14 protein-coding genes are annotated in these 15226 nt (G+C 72.9%); 5 read left to right on the top strand and 9 right to left on the bottom strand.

Translation table 11 applies throughout. The annotated features are described in order from the left end of the window. From V7E45_RS31020 to V7E45_RS31005, 4 genes are all read right to left on the bottom strand, one after another. A partial coding sequence (locus tag V7E45_RS31020; RefSeq protein WP_333777546.1) for an MFS transporter occupies positions 1-1104 on the bottom strand: 1104 nt, incomplete at its 3' end. 92 nt (positions 1105-1196) lie between these two features. Further along, on the bottom strand, positions 1197-2246 hold the full coding sequence (locus V7E45_RS31015; RefSeq protein ID WP_333777545.1) for an endonuclease/exonuclease/phosphatase family protein: 1050 nt from the start codon (positions 2244-2246) through the stop codon (positions 1197-1199). Positions 2247-2435: 189 nt separating this feature from the next. Next, a complete protein-coding gene (locus V7E45_RS31010) occupies positions 2436-3065 on the bottom strand; it encodes a TetR/AcrR family transcriptional regulator (RefSeq protein WP_333777544.1) in 630 nt (209 codons plus the stop codon). Between the two features lie 75 nt (positions 3066-3140). After that, entirely contained in the window at positions 3141-4727 is a 1587-nt protein-coding gene (locus tag V7E45_RS31005) for an MFS transporter (protein WP_333777542.1), read from the bottom strand. Positions 4728-4927: 200 nt separating this feature from the next. Between V7E45_RS31005 and panB the strand changes: the two genes are divergently transcribed. From panB to V7E45_RS30990, 3 genes are all read left to right on the top strand, one after another. Continuing rightward, positions 4928-5794 (top strand): 3-methyl-2-oxobutanoate hydroxymethyltransferase, encoded by an 867-nt coding sequence (panB, locus tag V7E45_RS31000; RefSeq protein ID WP_333777541.1) that lies wholly within the window; start codon positions 4928-4930, stop codon positions 5792-5794. Between the two features lie 156 nt (positions 5795-5950). Continuing rightward, a complete protein-coding gene (locus V7E45_RS30995; RefSeq protein WP_333777540.1) occupies positions 5951-6976 on the top strand; it encodes an ATP-binding cassette domain-containing protein in 1026 nt (341 codons plus the stop codon). Next, positions 6973-7794, top strand: coding sequence for an ABC transporter permease (locus V7E45_RS30990; protein ID WP_333777539.1), 822 nt, complete (start codon positions 6973-6975; stop codon positions 7792-7794). Before V7E45_RS30995 ends, V7E45_RS30990 begins: the two co-directional genes overlap by 4 nt. A gap of 13 nt (positions 7795-7807) precedes the next feature. Here the strand turns inward: V7E45_RS30990 and V7E45_RS30985 are convergent, their stop codons facing one another. Continuing rightward, positions 7808-11071, bottom strand: coding sequence for a BTAD domain-containing putative transcriptional regulator (locus V7E45_RS30985; protein WP_333777538.1), 3264 nt, complete (start codon positions 11069-11071; stop codon positions 7808-7810). 14 nt (positions 11072-11085) lie between these two features. Beyond that, positions 11086-11586 (bottom strand): DUF6578 domain-containing protein, encoded by a 501-nt coding sequence (locus V7E45_RS30980; RefSeq protein WP_333777537.1) that lies wholly within the window; start codon positions 11584-11586, stop codon positions 11086-11088. Between the two features lie 108 nt (positions 11587-11694). Between V7E45_RS30980 and V7E45_RS30975 the strand changes: the two genes are divergently transcribed. Next, positions 11695-12495 carry a site-2 protease family protein gene (locus V7E45_RS30975; RefSeq protein WP_333777536.1) on the top strand — a complete coding sequence of 267 codons (801 nt, stop codon included), beginning with the start codon at positions 11695-11697 and terminating at the stop codon, positions 12493-12495. Here V7E45_RS30975 and V7E45_RS30970 read toward each other — a convergent pair. The 3 genes from V7E45_RS30970 to V7E45_RS30960 all read right to left on the bottom strand — a co-directional run bounded on the left by V7E45_RS30970 (position 12485) and on the right by V7E45_RS30960 (position 14579). Then, complete coding sequence (locus tag V7E45_RS30970) at positions 12485-12673, bottom strand: hypothetical protein (RefSeq protein ID WP_333777535.1); 189 nt, start codon at positions 12671-12673, stop codon at positions 12485-12487. The genes V7E45_RS30975 and V7E45_RS30970 overlap by 11 nt on opposite strands. A gap of 55 nt (positions 12674-12728) precedes the next feature. Beyond that, positions 12729-13442 carry an NADPH-dependent F420 reductase gene (gene npdG / locus V7E45_RS30965; RefSeq protein ID WP_333777534.1) on the bottom strand — a complete coding sequence of 238 codons (714 nt, stop codon included), beginning with the start codon at positions 13440-13442 and terminating at the stop codon, positions 12729-12731. Between the two features lie 63 nt (positions 13443-13505). After that, complete coding sequence (locus V7E45_RS30960) at positions 13506-14579, bottom strand: sialidase family protein (protein WP_333777533.1); 1074 nt, start codon at positions 14577-14579, stop codon at positions 13506-13508. Positions 14580-14687: 108 nt separating this feature from the next. Between V7E45_RS30960 and V7E45_RS30955 the strand changes: the two genes are divergently transcribed. Further along, the coding region (locus tag V7E45_RS30955; RefSeq protein WP_333777532.1) for a hypothetical protein at positions 14688-15226 on the top strand (539 nt) is incomplete at its 3' end.

Genomic DNA, 15226 nt, shown 5'->3' with positions numbered 1-15226 from the left:
CCCCAGCACCGCCAGCCCCGCCCCCGCCAGCGCGGGCGACGTCGCTCCGAAGCCCGCTGCCAGGGCCAGGCCGCCGATCCAGGCGCCGCCCGCGTTCGCGAGGTTGAAGGCGGCCTGGTTGGCGGAGGAGGCGAGGGAGGGGGCCGCCGCGGCCTTCTCCATCACCATCAGCTGGAGGGGGGAGCCGGTGACGAACGCCGCCATGCCGAGCAGGGCCACGGCGAGGGCCGCGCTCCACTCCGCCCGCATCAGGAGCGGGAAGAGGAGCAGGACGGCCACCAGGGAGGCGAGGCCGCCGAACAGGGTGCCGCGCAGGGAGTGGTCCGCGAGGCGGCCGCCGAGGAGGTTGCCGGCCGTCGCGCCGACGCCGAACAGGGCGAGCAGCAGCGTCACGTTCGTCTCGGCGAAGCCCGCCGCGTCCGTGAGCATCGGGGTGACGTAGCTGTAGGCGGCGAAGAGCGCGCCGAAGCCGGCCACGGTGGTGCCCAGGGCCAGCCACACCGGCAGCGACCGCAGCGCCGCCAGTTCGCCGCGCAGGCCGGTCGTGGGGGCGGCCGCGTTGTCGTGGGGGATCAGCAGGGCGAGGGACGCTATCGCGGCCAGGCCGATCGCGCTCACGCCGAGGAAGGTCGCCCGCCAGCCGAGGTGCTGGCCCATCAGCGTGGCGACGGGGACGCCGGCGATGTTGGCGACGGTCAGGCCGAGGAACATCAGGGACACCGAGCGCGCCTTGCGCTCCGGCGCGACCATGCCGGTGGCCACGACCGCGCCCACGCCGAAGAACGCGCCGTGCGGCAGCCCGCTGAGGAAGCGGGCGGCCAGCAGGGAGTCGTAGCCGGGGGCGAACGCGGAGAGCGCGTTGCCCGCGACGAACAGGGCCATCAGTCCGATCAGCACCTGGCGGCGCGACATGCGCGCGGTGAGCGCCGCCAGCAGCGGGGCGCCGATGACGACGCCCAGCGCGTAGGCCGAGACGAGGTGTCCCGCGGTGGGGATGGAGAGGTGCAGGTCGTCCGCGACGTCGGGGAGCAGCCCCATCATCACGAACTCGGTGGTACCGATACCGAAGGCGCCGACGGCCAGGGCGAGCAGGGCCAGGGGCATGAAGGGCCTGTGCCTTTCGAGGGAGAGCGGAGTTCCGTCCACTATATGTTCAGTGGCGGAACAAAGTCTCCCGGGCGCGGTATTCCGGCGGGTTACGAGGACGTGTCGAGCTTCACACGCGCGGCCACCGGCAGGTGGTCGCTGCCCGTACGCGGCAGCGTCCAGGAGCTCTCCGGCTCGACGCCCCTGACCATGATCTGGTCGATCCGCGCCATCGGGAAGGACGCCGGCCAGCTGAACCCGAAGCCGCTGCCCGCCGCTCCCTGCGTGGAGCGCAGCTGGGAGGTCACGGCGTTGAGCGAGCGGTCGTTCATCGTGCCGTTCAGGTCGCCGAGCAGCACGATCCGCTTCAGCGTCTCGTCGGCGATGGCCTCGCCGAGCGCGTCGGCGCTCTTGTCGCGCTGCCGGGCGGTGAACCCGGCCTCCATCTTCACGCGCACCGAGGGCATGTGGGCGACGTACACCGCGAGCGGGCCCTCGGGGGTGGCGACGGTCGCGCGCATCGCGCGCTTCCAGCCGAGCTTGATGTCGACCGCCTCGACGCCGGTCATCGGGTACTTGCTCCACAGCCCGACCGTGCCGACGACCGCGTGGTACCGGTACGTCGACGCGAGCGTCTTCTCGTACACCGGGACGGCGGACGCGGGCAGCTCCTCCAGCGCCAGCAGCTCGGCCCCGGAGGAGGCGACGTCCCGCGCGGTCACGGCCGGGTCGGGGTTGTCCGCGTTCACGTTGTGGGTGGCCACCATCAGGTCGCCGCCGGTGCCCTGCTTGTCGGTGAGCAGACCGCCGAAGAGGTTCAGCCACACGATGCCCGGGAGCAGGACCGCGATCAGGGCGGTCGCCGACCTGCGCAGCACGCCGAGGACCAGCAGCACCGGGATGGCCAGCCCCAGCCAGGGCAGGAACGTCTCGCTGAGACTGCCCAGGTTGCCCACCCGGTTGGGGATGTGCGAGTGCACCAGCATCACCAGGGCGAGCAGCAGCGCGAGGACGGCGAGGACGACACCTCTGCGCCAGACGCGCGGATCGCCGCGCCAGCCGTGCAGCAGGCGCCGCACCAGGCGTCGGAGCCGCGATCCCGGTCGCTCGGGCCCCGAGCCTCCGTGGTCCGTCTCCGTCAAGTACGCCTGCCGCGCCATACCGTCTGCCTCACTGCCTGCCGTGCCCACCGTCGTTCCCCCCGCGCTCTTCCGACCCTAGGGGATGATCGGCTCCGATCCCGCCGTCCCGCGACGGCCGTACGGAAGACGAGGACGAACGAGGCGGCGCCAGGGGTTCCGGTTACCCCCGGCACCGCCCGGGTCTGTGACGAAACGCGCACATACGCGCTACGAGGTCGGCGAGCTGACGGGCCGTAGGCCGGCCAGGACCGTGTCGACGATCTCCTCCGCGAGGCCCTCGGGCAGCTCGGCGTCCGGGCGCATGACGGAACGGACCAGCATGGGGCCGACGAACATGTCGTTGACCAGCTCCAGGTCGACGTCCGGCCGCAGTTCGCCGTCGCGCAGCCCGCGCCGCAGCACGTCCATGCCGAGCGCGCGCCGGGGCGCTATGACGCTGGCGTGGTAGGCGGCCCAGATCCGCGGGCTGGACTTCATCTGGGCGTAGACGTTGTGCAGGATCACCGAGGAGCGGGTCGCGAGACCGCGCCGGCGCAGGCTCTCCAGCAGGACGACGAGGTCGTCGCGCATGGAGGTGCCGGGGAGTTCGGGGTCGGGGGGTTCGGCGGCGCGCACGACGTCGACGAACAGTTCCTCCTTGCCGCTCCAGCGGCGGTAGATGGTGGCCTTGCCGACGCCTGCCGTGCGGGCGACGCGCTCGATGGAGAGCTCGGCGAGGGGCACGCCCTCCTCCAGGAGCTGCATCACACCCTCGATGATGGCTCGTTCCACGGCCTCACTGCGCGGTCGTCCCCGCGCGGGCCCGTCCGGCCGCGGCCGGCTATCGGCAAGGCTCACTCGTCCGTCCTTTCGGTGTGCTGCGGGAATTGTCCCGCAGCCGCCTCCTTCCCCCGTGGAGTGGTGCTGGTGCGGTCAGTCCTTCGCGGCGACCAACTCGGGTTCCCGCTTGCCCTCCTGGCCGGCCGGCGGCTTGCCCGGCAGCCACAGGGCGGTCACCACGGCGCCGACCAGCGCGACACCCGTGCCGCACAGCGCCGTGACGTGCATGGCGTGCAGGAAGGCGTCGTTGGCGGGCGTGATCAGGCCCTGGCCGCGCGCGCCGAGCTTCTCGGCGATGCCGAGGGTGGCCTCGATGGACTCCCCCGCGGTGTCGCGCAGCCCGGGCGGCAGCAGGCCGAGCTTGCCCTCGATGCCGTCGCGGTAGGCGGTGGAGAGCACCGAGCCGAGCACGGCGATGCCGAGGGCGCCGCCGACCTGGCGGAAGGTGTTGCTGAGCGCGGAGGCGGAACCGGCCTTCTCGCGGGGCAGGGCCTGCATGATGACGACGGAGGTCGGCGTCATGATGTGCGCCATGCCGGTGCCCATCAGGAAGAAGACGATCTCCAGCAGCCAGATCGGCGTGTCGGCCTCGAAGGTGGCGAAGGTGGCCAGCGTCGCGGCGATCAGCACCAGGCCCGCCGTGGTGGTGGCCTTGTTGCCGAACCGGTCGACCACCAGCCGGGCACGCGGCGCGAAGATCATCTGAGCGGCGGCCAGCGGCAGCATCAGCACGCCGGACTCCAGCGGCGAGTAGCCGCGCACGCTCTGGGTGTAGAAGACCGAGAAGAAGGTGACGCCCATCAGCGCGAAGAAGACCAGCGCGATGGCCGCCATGGCCGCCGAGAAGACCTTGTTCTTGAAGTAGGTGACGTCCAGCGACGGGTGGTCGCTGCGCTTCTCGTGGACGACGAACGCGGCGAGGACGGCGAGACCGGCGACGATGGTCGCCAGTACCTTGGCGTCGGTGAAGTCGGCCAGCTCGCCGCCCTTGATGATGCCGTAGACGAGCAGGACCAGGCCGACGACGGACAGCACCACGCCGACGGGGTCGAGCCGGCCCGGGTTCGGGTCGCGGGAGTCGGGCACCAGCCACACCATCAGGGCGAGCGCGACGATCACGATCGGCACGTTGATGAGGAAGACCGAGCCCCACCAGAAGTGGTCGAGGAGGGCGCCGCCGGTGATCGGGCCGATGGCGATGGCGAGGCCCACGCCGCCCGCCCAGATGCCGATGGCCTTGGGCTGCTCCTCGCGCTCGAAGACGTTCATCAGCACCGCGAGGGTGGCCGGCATCACGAAGGCGGCACCGAGGGCCATCAGGGCCCGGTAGGCGATGAGCTGGCCCGGGGAGCCGGACTCGGCGGCCAGGGCCGAGCCGAGGCCGAACACGACGAGGCCGCCGAGCAGGACCTTCTTGCGGCCGAGGCGGTCGCCGATGAGCCCGGCGGTGAACAGCAGGCCGGCGAAGACGAGCGTGTAGGAGTTGATCGCCCACTCGATCTGGCTCTGCGTGGCGCCGAGGCCGGTGGGCGCCGGGGTGGAGATGGTCTTGATGGCGACGTTCAGGATCGAGTTGTCGAGCACCACGATGAGCAGGCTCAGCATCAGCACGCCGAGGATCGCCCAGCGGCGCCGGTGCACCGCTTCCGGTATCCGGGAGGCAGGGACGGATGTTGTCATGCGTCCGAGCCTAAGGCCATTCCGATACGGAACCGTCTCGTATCTTATTTTCTTTACTCGGGCCTTACGGAATGAGGCTTGATCGGACGCGGAAGGGATCACACGGGGGTCCCCTGGCCCCGAACGGCACGAGGTGCCACCATGGAGGCGATCCGGGGACGCCGTGAGGGCGCCTCGAGATGACTGAAGGAGCCGTTGCCATGACGCAGCTTTCGGCTGCCCAGAACAAGCCCTCCGACGGCAGCAAGGCGCTGTACGGGGGTAAGGGCACACGCCGCATCACCGTCCGCGACATCGCCCTCGCCAAGGAGCGGGGCGAGAAGTGGCCCATGCTCACCGCCTACGACGCGATGACCGCGTCCGTCTTCGACGAGGCCGGCATCCCGGTCATGCTGGTCGGCGACTCGGCGGGCAACTGTCACCTGGGCTACGAGACGACCGTACCCGTCACCCTCGACCAGATGACCATGCTGTCGGCGGCCGTCGTACGCGGCACGACCCGCGCCCTGATCGTCGGCGACCTGCCCTTCGGCTCCTACCAGGAGGGTCCGGTGCAGGCGTTGCGCTCGGCGACCCGGCTGGTGAAGGAGGCCGGGGTCGGCGCGGTCAAGCTGGAGGGCGGCGAGCGGTCGCACGAGCAGATCCGGCTGCTGGTGGAGTCCGGCATCCCGGTCATGGCGCACATCGGGCTGACCCCGCAGTCGGTCAACGCGATGGGCTACCGCGTGCAGGGACGCGGCGAGGAGGCCGCCCAGCAGCTGCTGCGCGACGCCAAGGCGGTGCAGGACGCGGGCGCCTTCGCGGTCGTCCTGGAACTGGTGCCGGCGGAGCTGGCCGCCGAGGTGACGCGGGTGCTGCACATCCCGACGGTGGGCATCGGCGCGGGTCCCGAGACGGACGCGCAGGTCCTCGTGTGGACCGACATGCTCGGGCTGACCCCGGGCCGGGTCCCGAAGTTCGTCAAGAAGTACGCGAACCTGCGCGAGGTCATGAGCGACGCGGTCAAGGAGTTCGCGCAGGACGTCGTCGGCGGGACCTTCCCGCTGGAGGAGCACTCCGTCCACTAGACCACCACGGCAACACCCCGGCAGCCCCGCTGATCGTCCCCCGTCGGCGGGGCTGCCCCTTTGCGGGCCCGCCCCTTCGCGGGCTGTCGGCGGTCTGTCGGGCCGTGTAGGCGGGCTGTCGGTGGTTTGTCGGCGGACCCTGGCACCGTCTTCGGCATGACGCGAATCGACGACAACCCCGCCGGCGGGCGCCCCGCCGTGGCCGTACGGGGACTGGTCAAGCACTACGGCGAGACCAAGGCGCTGGACGGGGTCGACCTGGACGTGCGCGAGGGCACCGTGATGGGTGTGCTCGGGCCCAACGGTGCGGGCAAGACCACCCTCGTGCGGATCCTGTCCACCCTGATCACCCCGGACGCCGGGCAGGCCACCGTGGCCGGCTACGACGTCGTGCGCCAGCCCCGGCAGCTGCGCCGGGTGATAGGGCTGACCGGCCAGTACGCCTCCGTGGACGAGAAGCTCCCCGGCTGGGAGAACCTGTACCTGATCGGCCGGCTGCTGGACCTGTCCCGCAAGGACGCCCGCACCCGCGCCGACGAGCTGCTGGAGCGGTTCTCGCTGACGGAGGCGGCCAAGCGCCCGGCGGGCACCTACTCCGGCGGCATGCGCAGGCGGCTCGACCTCGCCGCCTCGATGATCGGCCGGCCGGCCGTGCTGTACCTGGACGAGCCGACGACCGGGCTCGACCCGCGGACCCGCAACGAGGTGTGGGACGAGGTCAAGGCGATGGTCGGGGACGGGGTCACCGTGCTGCTCACCACCCAGTACATGGAGGAGGCCGAGCAGCTCGCCACCGAGCTGACCGTCGTGGACCGCGGCAAGGTGATCGCGAACGGCGGCATCGAGGAGCTGAAGGCCAAGGTCGGCGGGCGCAGCCTGCGCGTCCGGCCGGTGGACGCGCTCCAGCTGCGGCCGCTCGCCGCGATGCTGGACGACCTGGGCATCACCGGGCTCGCCACCACCACCGTGGACACCGAGACCGGGACCCTGCTGGTGCCGATCCTCAGCGACGAGCAGCTGACCGCCGTGGTCGGCGCGGTCACCGCGCGCGGCATCACGATCTCCTCCATCACCACCGAACTGCCCAGCCTGGACGAGGTGTTCCTGTCCCTCACCGGCCACCGTGCCAGTGCCCCGCAGGACGCCATGCCCGCCGACGACCGCCAGGAGGTCGCCGTATGAGTACCGCCACCCTGTCCCCGGCCGCCGTGCAGGCGGACACCCCCATCACCCTGCGGGCCCATCTGCGGCACACCGGCGCGCTGATCCGCCGCAACCTGCTGTGGATCCGGCAGGACCCCGAGTCGATGTTCGACGCGGTCCTCTTCCCGGTCATCTTCACGCTGCTGTTCGTGTACGTCTTTGGCGGCTCCATCGGGCAGTCGCTGGGCGGCGGCCAGGACCGGTACGTCCAGTACGTGATCCCGGGACTCATGGCCATGATGGGCATGAACATGGCCCAAGGCGTGGGCACCGGCTTCAACCAGGACTTCAACTCCGGTGTCATGGACCGTTTCCGCTCGCTGCCCATCGGGCGCGGCTCCGTCCTCTTCGCGAAGATCGCGGTGGAGCTGCTGCGGATGCTGTTCGCGACCTGCGTACTGATGGTCGTCGCCGTCCTCGTGGGTTACGACATCCACAGCTGGAGCGGTCTGCTGGCCTCCGTCGGTCTGTCGGTGGTGTTCGGCTCGGCGCTGATGTGGGTCTTCCTGACCCTCGGCGTGGTGATGAAGAACGCCCAGTCGGTGCAGGCGATGGGCTTCCTGGTGCTGATGCCGCTGCAGTTCGGCTCGTCGATCTTCGCGCCGACCGCGTCGATGCCGGGCTGGCTCCGGTCGTTCACCGACTACAACCCGCTGTCCGCGCTGGCCGACACCGCGCGCGGCCTGATGGAGGGCGGCCCGGTCGCGCACGACCTGTGGGTGACCCTGATCTGGTCGGTGGGCCTCACCGCGGTCATGGCGCCGGTCGCCATCCACAAGTTCCGCACCAAGGCCTGACCCGCCGGGACGGTCAGACCAGGGCGGTGGCCTCCACGAGGGAGAGGCCACCGCCCTCGGCGTACGCGGTGTCGTACGCCGTGCGGTCGAGCACGGCGAGGACGGCCCCCTCGGCGTGGTCGCGCGTCGCCCGCTCGACGGTCGTGGCGACGTGCCCCGGGGGCAGCAGCGCGTGGGCGGCGCCCAGGCAGCGGGCGGCGTCGGCGGCACGGCTGCCGCCGTCCACCTCCGCGAGGGCGGCGGCGGCGATGGTCAGGTACAGGGGATGCAGGTGCGGCGCGATGGCCAGGGACAGCGGGTCGCGGGCGCGCTCCAGTGCCTGCCGGATCTTGTCCACGGCCTCCTCGGCACGGCCGTCGACGAGGTCCACCCAGGACTCCTGACCGAGGATGAGGGCGTCGAAGACGACGAAGTGCGCGATGGTGAACCCCTCGCGCAGCAGCCGCAGTTGTTCGCGCGCCTCGGCGACCCGGCCGGTCAGGCAGAGCCGGGAGGACAGGAAGAGGCGGGCCATGGGCAGCGCCTCGCTGTTGGTGCCGTCGGTGCGCGCGATGATCTCGCGCAGCAGGCGCTCGCCCTGCTCCGGTTCGCCCGTCTCCAGCAGTACGGCGCCCAGGCGGATGGCCAGCACCGCGGTCTGGGCGCGGGCGCCGAGGCGCTCGGCGTGCGCGACGGCCGCCCGGAAGTCGGCGGCGGCCGCCTCGTAGTCGCCCTTGCGCTCGTACGACTCGCCGCGGGCGGACAGCGCCTCGGCGGCGCCCCAGGCGTCCCCGAGCCGCTCGAAGATCTCCAGCGCCTCGTCGGCGTCGCGGGTGGCGTCGCCCGCCCACTCGGTGCGGTTGGCGAGGATGTTGGCGCGCATCTGCAGGGTGCCGGCGAGCTCCCACTCGAACCCGGGGGCGTCCCGGCAGGTGCGGACGCTGGAGTCGAGGATGGTGCGCAGCCGGTCGACGCCGCCGGTCAGCAGCTCGGCGAGGAACCAGATCATGCCCGGTGCGCGGCAGGTCTGCGGCATGCCGGGTTCGTAGACCTGGGTGATGGCGCGCAGCTTGGTCTGGGCCGCGGGCGTCTGCCACGTCTCCAGTTCCGTGTCCATGCAGGCCAGATGGGCCAGATGCAGTCCGCGCCGGGCCTCGTCGAGCAGTTCGCCGGTGTAGGGGGGCGGGACGTCGGTGCAGCGCTGCCACACCGGCGCGGCGCGGCGCACCGGCTCCTCGAACGGGTCGGGGCCCAGCGCCATGACCTCCCGGCACAGGTTGCGGGCCTCGACCCGCAGGTCACGCATCTGCCAGTACCAGATCAGGCCGTGGATGATGCAGAGCGCCTCCTGCTCGTCCCGGCCGGCGATGGCGTGCCGCAGGGCGGTGCGCACGTTCTCGTACTCGAGCTGGAGCCGGTCGACGGCGGCGCGCTGTCCGTGACCGCGCAGCAACGGGTCGGTGGTGCGGGTCAGTTCGCGGTAGTAGGTCAGGTGGGCGCGTTCGGCGTCGGCACGGCGCCCGGTCTCGTCCAGCCGTTCGGCCGCGTACTCGGCGACGGTCTCCAGCAGGCGGTAGCGCATCTGTCCGTCGGCCGAGGGGGCGGCCACCACGAGGGACTTGTCGACCAGGGAGCCGAGCGCGTCCAGCGCGACCGGGCCGCAGACGGCCTCGGCGGCGGCCAGGTCGCAGCCGCCCGCGAACACCGAGAGCCGGCCGAGGACGTCGCGCTCGTCCGCGTCGAGCAGGTCCCAGGACCAGTCCACGACGGCGCGCAGGGTCTGCTGGCGGGGCAGCACGGTGCGGCTGCCGCTGGTGAGCAGCCGGAAGCGGTCGTCCAGCCGGTCGGCTATCTGGCGGGGCGTCAGCATGCGCAGCCGGGCGGCCGCCAGCTCGATCGCGAGGGGCAGCCCGTCGAGCCGCCGGCAGATCTCGGCGCACGCCTCCGGGTCGTCCTCGACCCGGAACCCGGGCCGCGCCGCCGCGCCCCGGTCGGCGAGCAGCCGCAGCGCGACCGGCTCGGGCAGCGGTTCCACGGGCCGCACCACCTCGCCGGGCACGCCGAGCGGTTCCCGGCTGGTGGCGAGCAGGGTCAGCCCCGGGCAGTGCGCCAGCAGGCGTTCGGCGAGCTGGGCGGCGGCCTCGACGACGTGCTCGCAGTTGTCCAGGATGAGCAGCATCCGGCGCCGGGCGCAGTGCTCCACCAGCCGCTCGGCCGGGTCGTCGTGCCGGTCGGCGACGGCGCGCATGCTCTCGGCGCCCGCACCGTGCAGCACGGTCTCGCGGGCGCCGATCGCGGTGAGCACGGCCTGCGGCACGGCGTCCGGGTCGTCGACGGGCGCCAGCTCGGCCAGCCACACCCCGTCCCGGGCGGAGTGCCGTACGGCCTCGGCGGCCTCCTGCGAGAGCCGGGTCTTGCCGGCGCCGCCGGGCCCGAGCAGGGTGACGAGACGCGCCGTCGCGAGGTCGGCGCCGATGGCCGCGATGTCGGTCTCCCGGCCGACGAAGGAGGTGAGCCGGGCCGGCAGGTTGCCGGGCCGCGGCGCGGGCCCCGGGTCCGCCCTCGGCGGCTCCTCGCTGAGCAACTCGGCGTGCAGGGCGCGCAGTTCGGGACCGGGGTCGGAGCCGAGCCGGTCCGCGAGCAGCCGTCGTACGTCCTCGTAGCCGGCGAGCGCCTGGGCGGGCCGGCCGGCGTCGCGCAGTGCCCGCAGCCGCAGCGCCTGGAGCGGCTCGTCCAGGGGGTGGCCGTCGCACAGCGCGGCCAGCTCGGGCAGGGCCCGCTCGGCGTGGCCGAGGGCGAGTGCGGCGGTGTGCCGGGCGCGCAGGGCGTCAAGGCGGCGGGTCTCCCACCGGGCCGCCTCGGCGGCGCGGTCGGGCAGGTCGGCCAGGGCGGGCCCGTGCCACAGGGCGAGCGCGTCGTCCAGGACGGCGGCGGCCTTGGCCGGGTCGCCGTCGGCCAGGGCGGCCAGGCCCTCGCCGGTCAGCCGGTCGAACCGGTTGAGGTCGATGTCGTCATGGGCGGCGGCGAGCCGGTAGCCGCCGTCGGCGGAGGCGACGGCATCCGTGCCGAGCGCCCGGCGCAGCCGGCCGACCAGCGCCTGCAGCGCGCCGGTGGCGTCGGCGGGCGTGTCGGCGCCCCAGACCTCGTCCACCAGCACGCCCGCCGGGACGGTCCGGCCGGTGCGCAGGGCGAGCACGCTCAGCAGGGCACGCAGCCGCGCCCCGCCGACGGGGACGGGCGTGCCGTCGGGGCGGAGGGCCTGGGTGGGACCGAGGAGGCGATAGCGCACGGGACCCATTCTCCCCGGAGGCGTCAGGGACGGTCACCGGGTTCGGGCGGTGTGGCGTCGGAGACCTCCAGAGCGACGAGGACGCCGACGGCACGGCGGACACGGAACGGGACGCGGCGCGGCGGCTGCTCCTCCTCCTCCTCGAACTCGTCGAACCACCGGGGGCAGCCGTCGACGGGTTCCAGGGTGGGCGGGCCCGGCACCGGCTCCAGACCGCGCCCGGTCGACCGGAAGACCAGCGTGCCGGGTGCCGCGTCGGCGAGTGCCGCGGCTTCGGCGGCACGGGGGTCGTGCCGGGCCAGGAACTCCTGGTGCACCAGGTCGATGGCCCGGACGCGGCCCACGGTCTCGCGGTCGGGGCCGCCGTGGTTCTCCACCCATGCCTCGGCGCCGTGCCCCTCTCCGCGCCGCCGGTCCGCGCGGCCGTAGGCGACCAGCTTCCAGGCCACCTCATCCCCCACGGCGAACGGGTTGCCGCAGCATTCCATCTGCCAGTCCTCGTAGAACACCCTCATCAGTGCCATGTCGCCAGCCTCCAGGAACCGAAGGGCGGTCGCGAGACGTTTTCCCCGCGGGTCCGGTGCGGGTACGGTCGGGCTTCCCGGCCGTCCCGCCCCTCAGGAGCCCGAACCATGACCACCGTCACCACCCGTCGAGGCGATCAGCGGATCAGCCCCGTCTTCCTCGGGATCCTGGCCGTCGCCGCCGTGACCGGCTGGGCCACCTGGACGGGATTCGCCGAGCAGCCGGGGATCGCGGTGTTCCTGTTCGTGACGGCGGCCTGGATCGTCTCCCTGTGCCTGCACGAGTACGCGCACGCGCGCACCGCGCTGCACAGCGGGGACATCTCGGTCGGCGCGAAGGGCTACCTGACGCTGAACCCGCTGAAGTACACGCACGCGCTGCTGAGCATCGTGCTTCCGGTGGTCTTCATGATCATGGGCGGGATCGGTCTGCCGGGCGGCGCGGTCTTCATCGAGCGGGGCCGCATCCAGGGCCGGTGGCGGCACAGCCTGATCTCGGCGGCGGGCCCGCTGACCAACGTGGTGTTCGCGGTGGTGTGCACCGCGCCCTTCTGGCTGCACGCCCTGGACGGGGTGCCCCGCGACTTCCGGTACGCGCTGGCGTTCCTCGCGCTGCTCCAGGTGACGGCGGCGATCCTGAACTTCCTGCCGGTGCCGGGCCTCGACGGCTACGGGGTGCTCGAGCCGTGGCTGTCGTACCAGGTGAAGCGGCAGGTGGAGCCGTTCGCGCCGTTCGGGCTGATGGTCGTGTTCGCGCTGTTGTGGCTGCCGGCGGTCAACAGCGTGTTCTTCGACGCGATCCACTCGGTCCTGCGGGGCCTCGGGATCGACGAGGTCCAGACCTACTGCGGGTACGACCTGTTCCGGTTCTGGCGGGAGAGCGACCCCGGCTGCTCGATCATCCCGTGACGGACCCGCGGCCGGCGGCGTCCCGTCGGCGCTTGATGTAGTACCAGGTCATGTTGGACGTCAGCCCCGCCAGCAGCACCCAGACGATGCCCAGCCAGCTGCCCTGCACGAACGAGACGACGGCCGCGGCGGTGGCCAGGAGGCAGACGATCAGGGTGTAGAGGGCGATGCGGGGCATGACGGGGGGCTCCTGTCGGGGGACACTGCTGAGGCCACCAGTGTCCCCCATGGACTCACACGTCGGTGACGCGGAGCCCGGCGTGCGCCTTGTAGCGGCGGTTGACGGAGATAAGGTTCGCGACCAGCGACTCGACCTGGTGGGCGTTGCGCAGCCGGCCGGCGAAGATGCCGCGCATGCCCGGGATGCGGCCGGCCAGCGCCTGGACGGTCTCAACGTCGGCGCGGGCGTCGCCCAGCACCATGACGTCGGTGTCGATCTCCTCGATCTCCGGGTCCTGAAGCAGCACGGCCGACAGGTGGTGGAAGGCGGCGGTGACCCGGGAGTCCGGCAGCAGGGCGGCGGCCTGCTCGGCGGCGCTGCCCTCCTCCGGCTTGAGCGCGTAGGCGCCCTGCTTGTCGAAGCCGAGCGGGTTCACGCAGTCGACGACGAGCTTTCCTGCCAGCTCCTCGCGCAGCGACTCCAGGGTCTTGCCGTGGCCCTCCCACGGCACGGCGACGATCACGATGTCGCTGCGGCGCGCGGTCTCGGCGTTGTCGGCGCCCTCGACGCCGTTGCCCAGCTCCTCGGCGGCGGCCCGGGCGCGCTCCGCGGCCCGCGAGCCGATGATCACCTTCTGGCCGGCCCGGGCGAGCCGGTGGGCGAGGCCCTTGCCCTGCGGGCCGGTGCCGCCGAGCACGCCGACGACCAGCCCGGAGACGTCGGGCAGGTCCCAGGGGTCCTTGGCGGGGGCCTTCGCGGGAGTCTGTGCGCTGTCGGTAGAGGTCATGGGCCGACTCTACGTCCGCGGGGCGGGCGGCACCGGGCGTCCGCGGGGGCGGACGGCGCCGGTTCAGGTGAGCCGCGTCACGGGGACGCGACGGAAGGTGACGGTCTCGTAGGCGCTGAAGTCCCCTGTCTCGTAGAGGAGTCCGACCGTGTCACGGTCGACGCGGACCAGGTCGGAGTAGGCGGCGGGCAGTCCGTCGACGGTGTGGGCGGTGCGCCAGGTGGTGCCGCCGTCGGTGGAGGCGCGGACGGTCATCAGGGCGCGGGCGGCGGGGTCGGCCGGCCCGGAGTACAGCAGCAGGTCGGGGTCGCGGAGTTGCAGGACCGCGGCCTCGCAGACCGGGGCGGCGAGTCCGGCCTGCGGGCGGAACGGTTTGACGAGGGTCCTGCCGCCGTCCCGGGAGTGGGCGTCGGCGCGGTTGCCGGGGGACGGGGAGTCGTTGCGGGTGTTGAGGTACACACGGCCGTCGGGGAGTTCGGCTGCGGTGGTCTCGTTGACGTTGACGTAGCCGTCGGTGTTCTCGTCGAGGAAGCCGAGGTACCAGTTCGCGCCGCGGTCGTCGCTGAGCAGGCAGTGGCCGCTGTTGTAGCGGGCCTCGGCGCCGGTGTCGGTGCCGGTGGGCGGCAGGGTGTGGTTGCCGGGGACCAGGACGCGGCCGGAGGTCAGCTGGAGGGCGTGGCCGGGGGTGGTGGCGTACCAGCGCCAGCCGGGCCGCTTCACCTGGTGGGTGATCTCCCTGGGCCGGGACCAGGTCAGTCCGTCGTCGTCGCTGTACCGCAGCCACACCCGGCGGCCGTCGGCGTCCGTGACCCGGCCGCGCAGGATGGCGTCCTCGGTGGCGGCGGCCGCCGCCCGCACGTGCACGAGCAGGATGCGCCCGGTGTCCAGGACGACGGGGGCCGGGTTGCCCGCGAGGTCGTCGCCGTTGCTCGCGGCGACCTGGAGCGGCCCCCAGGTGCGGCCGCCGTCCGTGGACCGCTTCAGCACGATGTCGATGTGCCCGTGGTCGGCGGCGGAGTCGGCCCGCCCTTCGCAGAAGGCGAGCAGGGTGCCCGCGCGGCTCGCGACGACGGCGGGGATGCGGAAGCTCGCGTATCCCTCGTGGCCCGCGCGGAAGGGGACGGTCACGTCGGTCATCGGACGGCTCCTCGGTGGACGGCAACGGTGCGTCTCCCCTCCCCGGGTCGGGCGAATTCGGGGTGAACTCCACGTCACGACTGCCGCGTTGCGGCAGGATGCGGTCGCATGGACGCCGTACGGGTCGCGTTGCTGCGCGACGTGCTCGCCGGGACCGAGTGGCTGGGTGCCACCCGGCGGTTCGCGGGGACGCTGCGCGGGTCCGTGGTGGCGCACGGCGGCGGGCTGTTGCTGGTGGGCACGCCGGAGTACGAGCCCTGGCACCTGGCCGCGCACCTGGTGGACGAGGCGGCCTGGTCGGGCACGCCCGAGCTGGCGCCGACGCTGGTACGGCACCACGCGCGCCCTTCCGACCCCGCGCACCTGGCCGTCGGTCCGGGCCGGATCGAGGCGGCGAGGCGCGGCGAGACCCTGCTGGTGGTCGCCCCCGAGGAGCCCGCCGAGCTGCTGGAGCGGGTGCACGGCGCGCGCCGGGCCGGGGTGACGGTGCTGGCGCTCGGCGCGGGCGGGGGCGAACTGGCGGCGATGGCCCACGACACGCTGGCCGTGCCGGAGGGCGCTGAGCTGGACCTGGACAGCGTGCAGCACCTGGTGAGCGCGGCGGCGGGCGAGAACGGGGGCGGGGGCTCGCCGCGCTCACCAGGTGC

This window comes from Streptomyces sp. IBSBF 3136, from assembly GCF_036815105.1.
Classification (GTDB): Bacteria; Actinomycetota; Actinomycetes; order Streptomycetales; family Streptomycetaceae; genus Streptomyces.
This window is presented reverse-complemented; position numbering and strand designations above follow the sequence as displayed.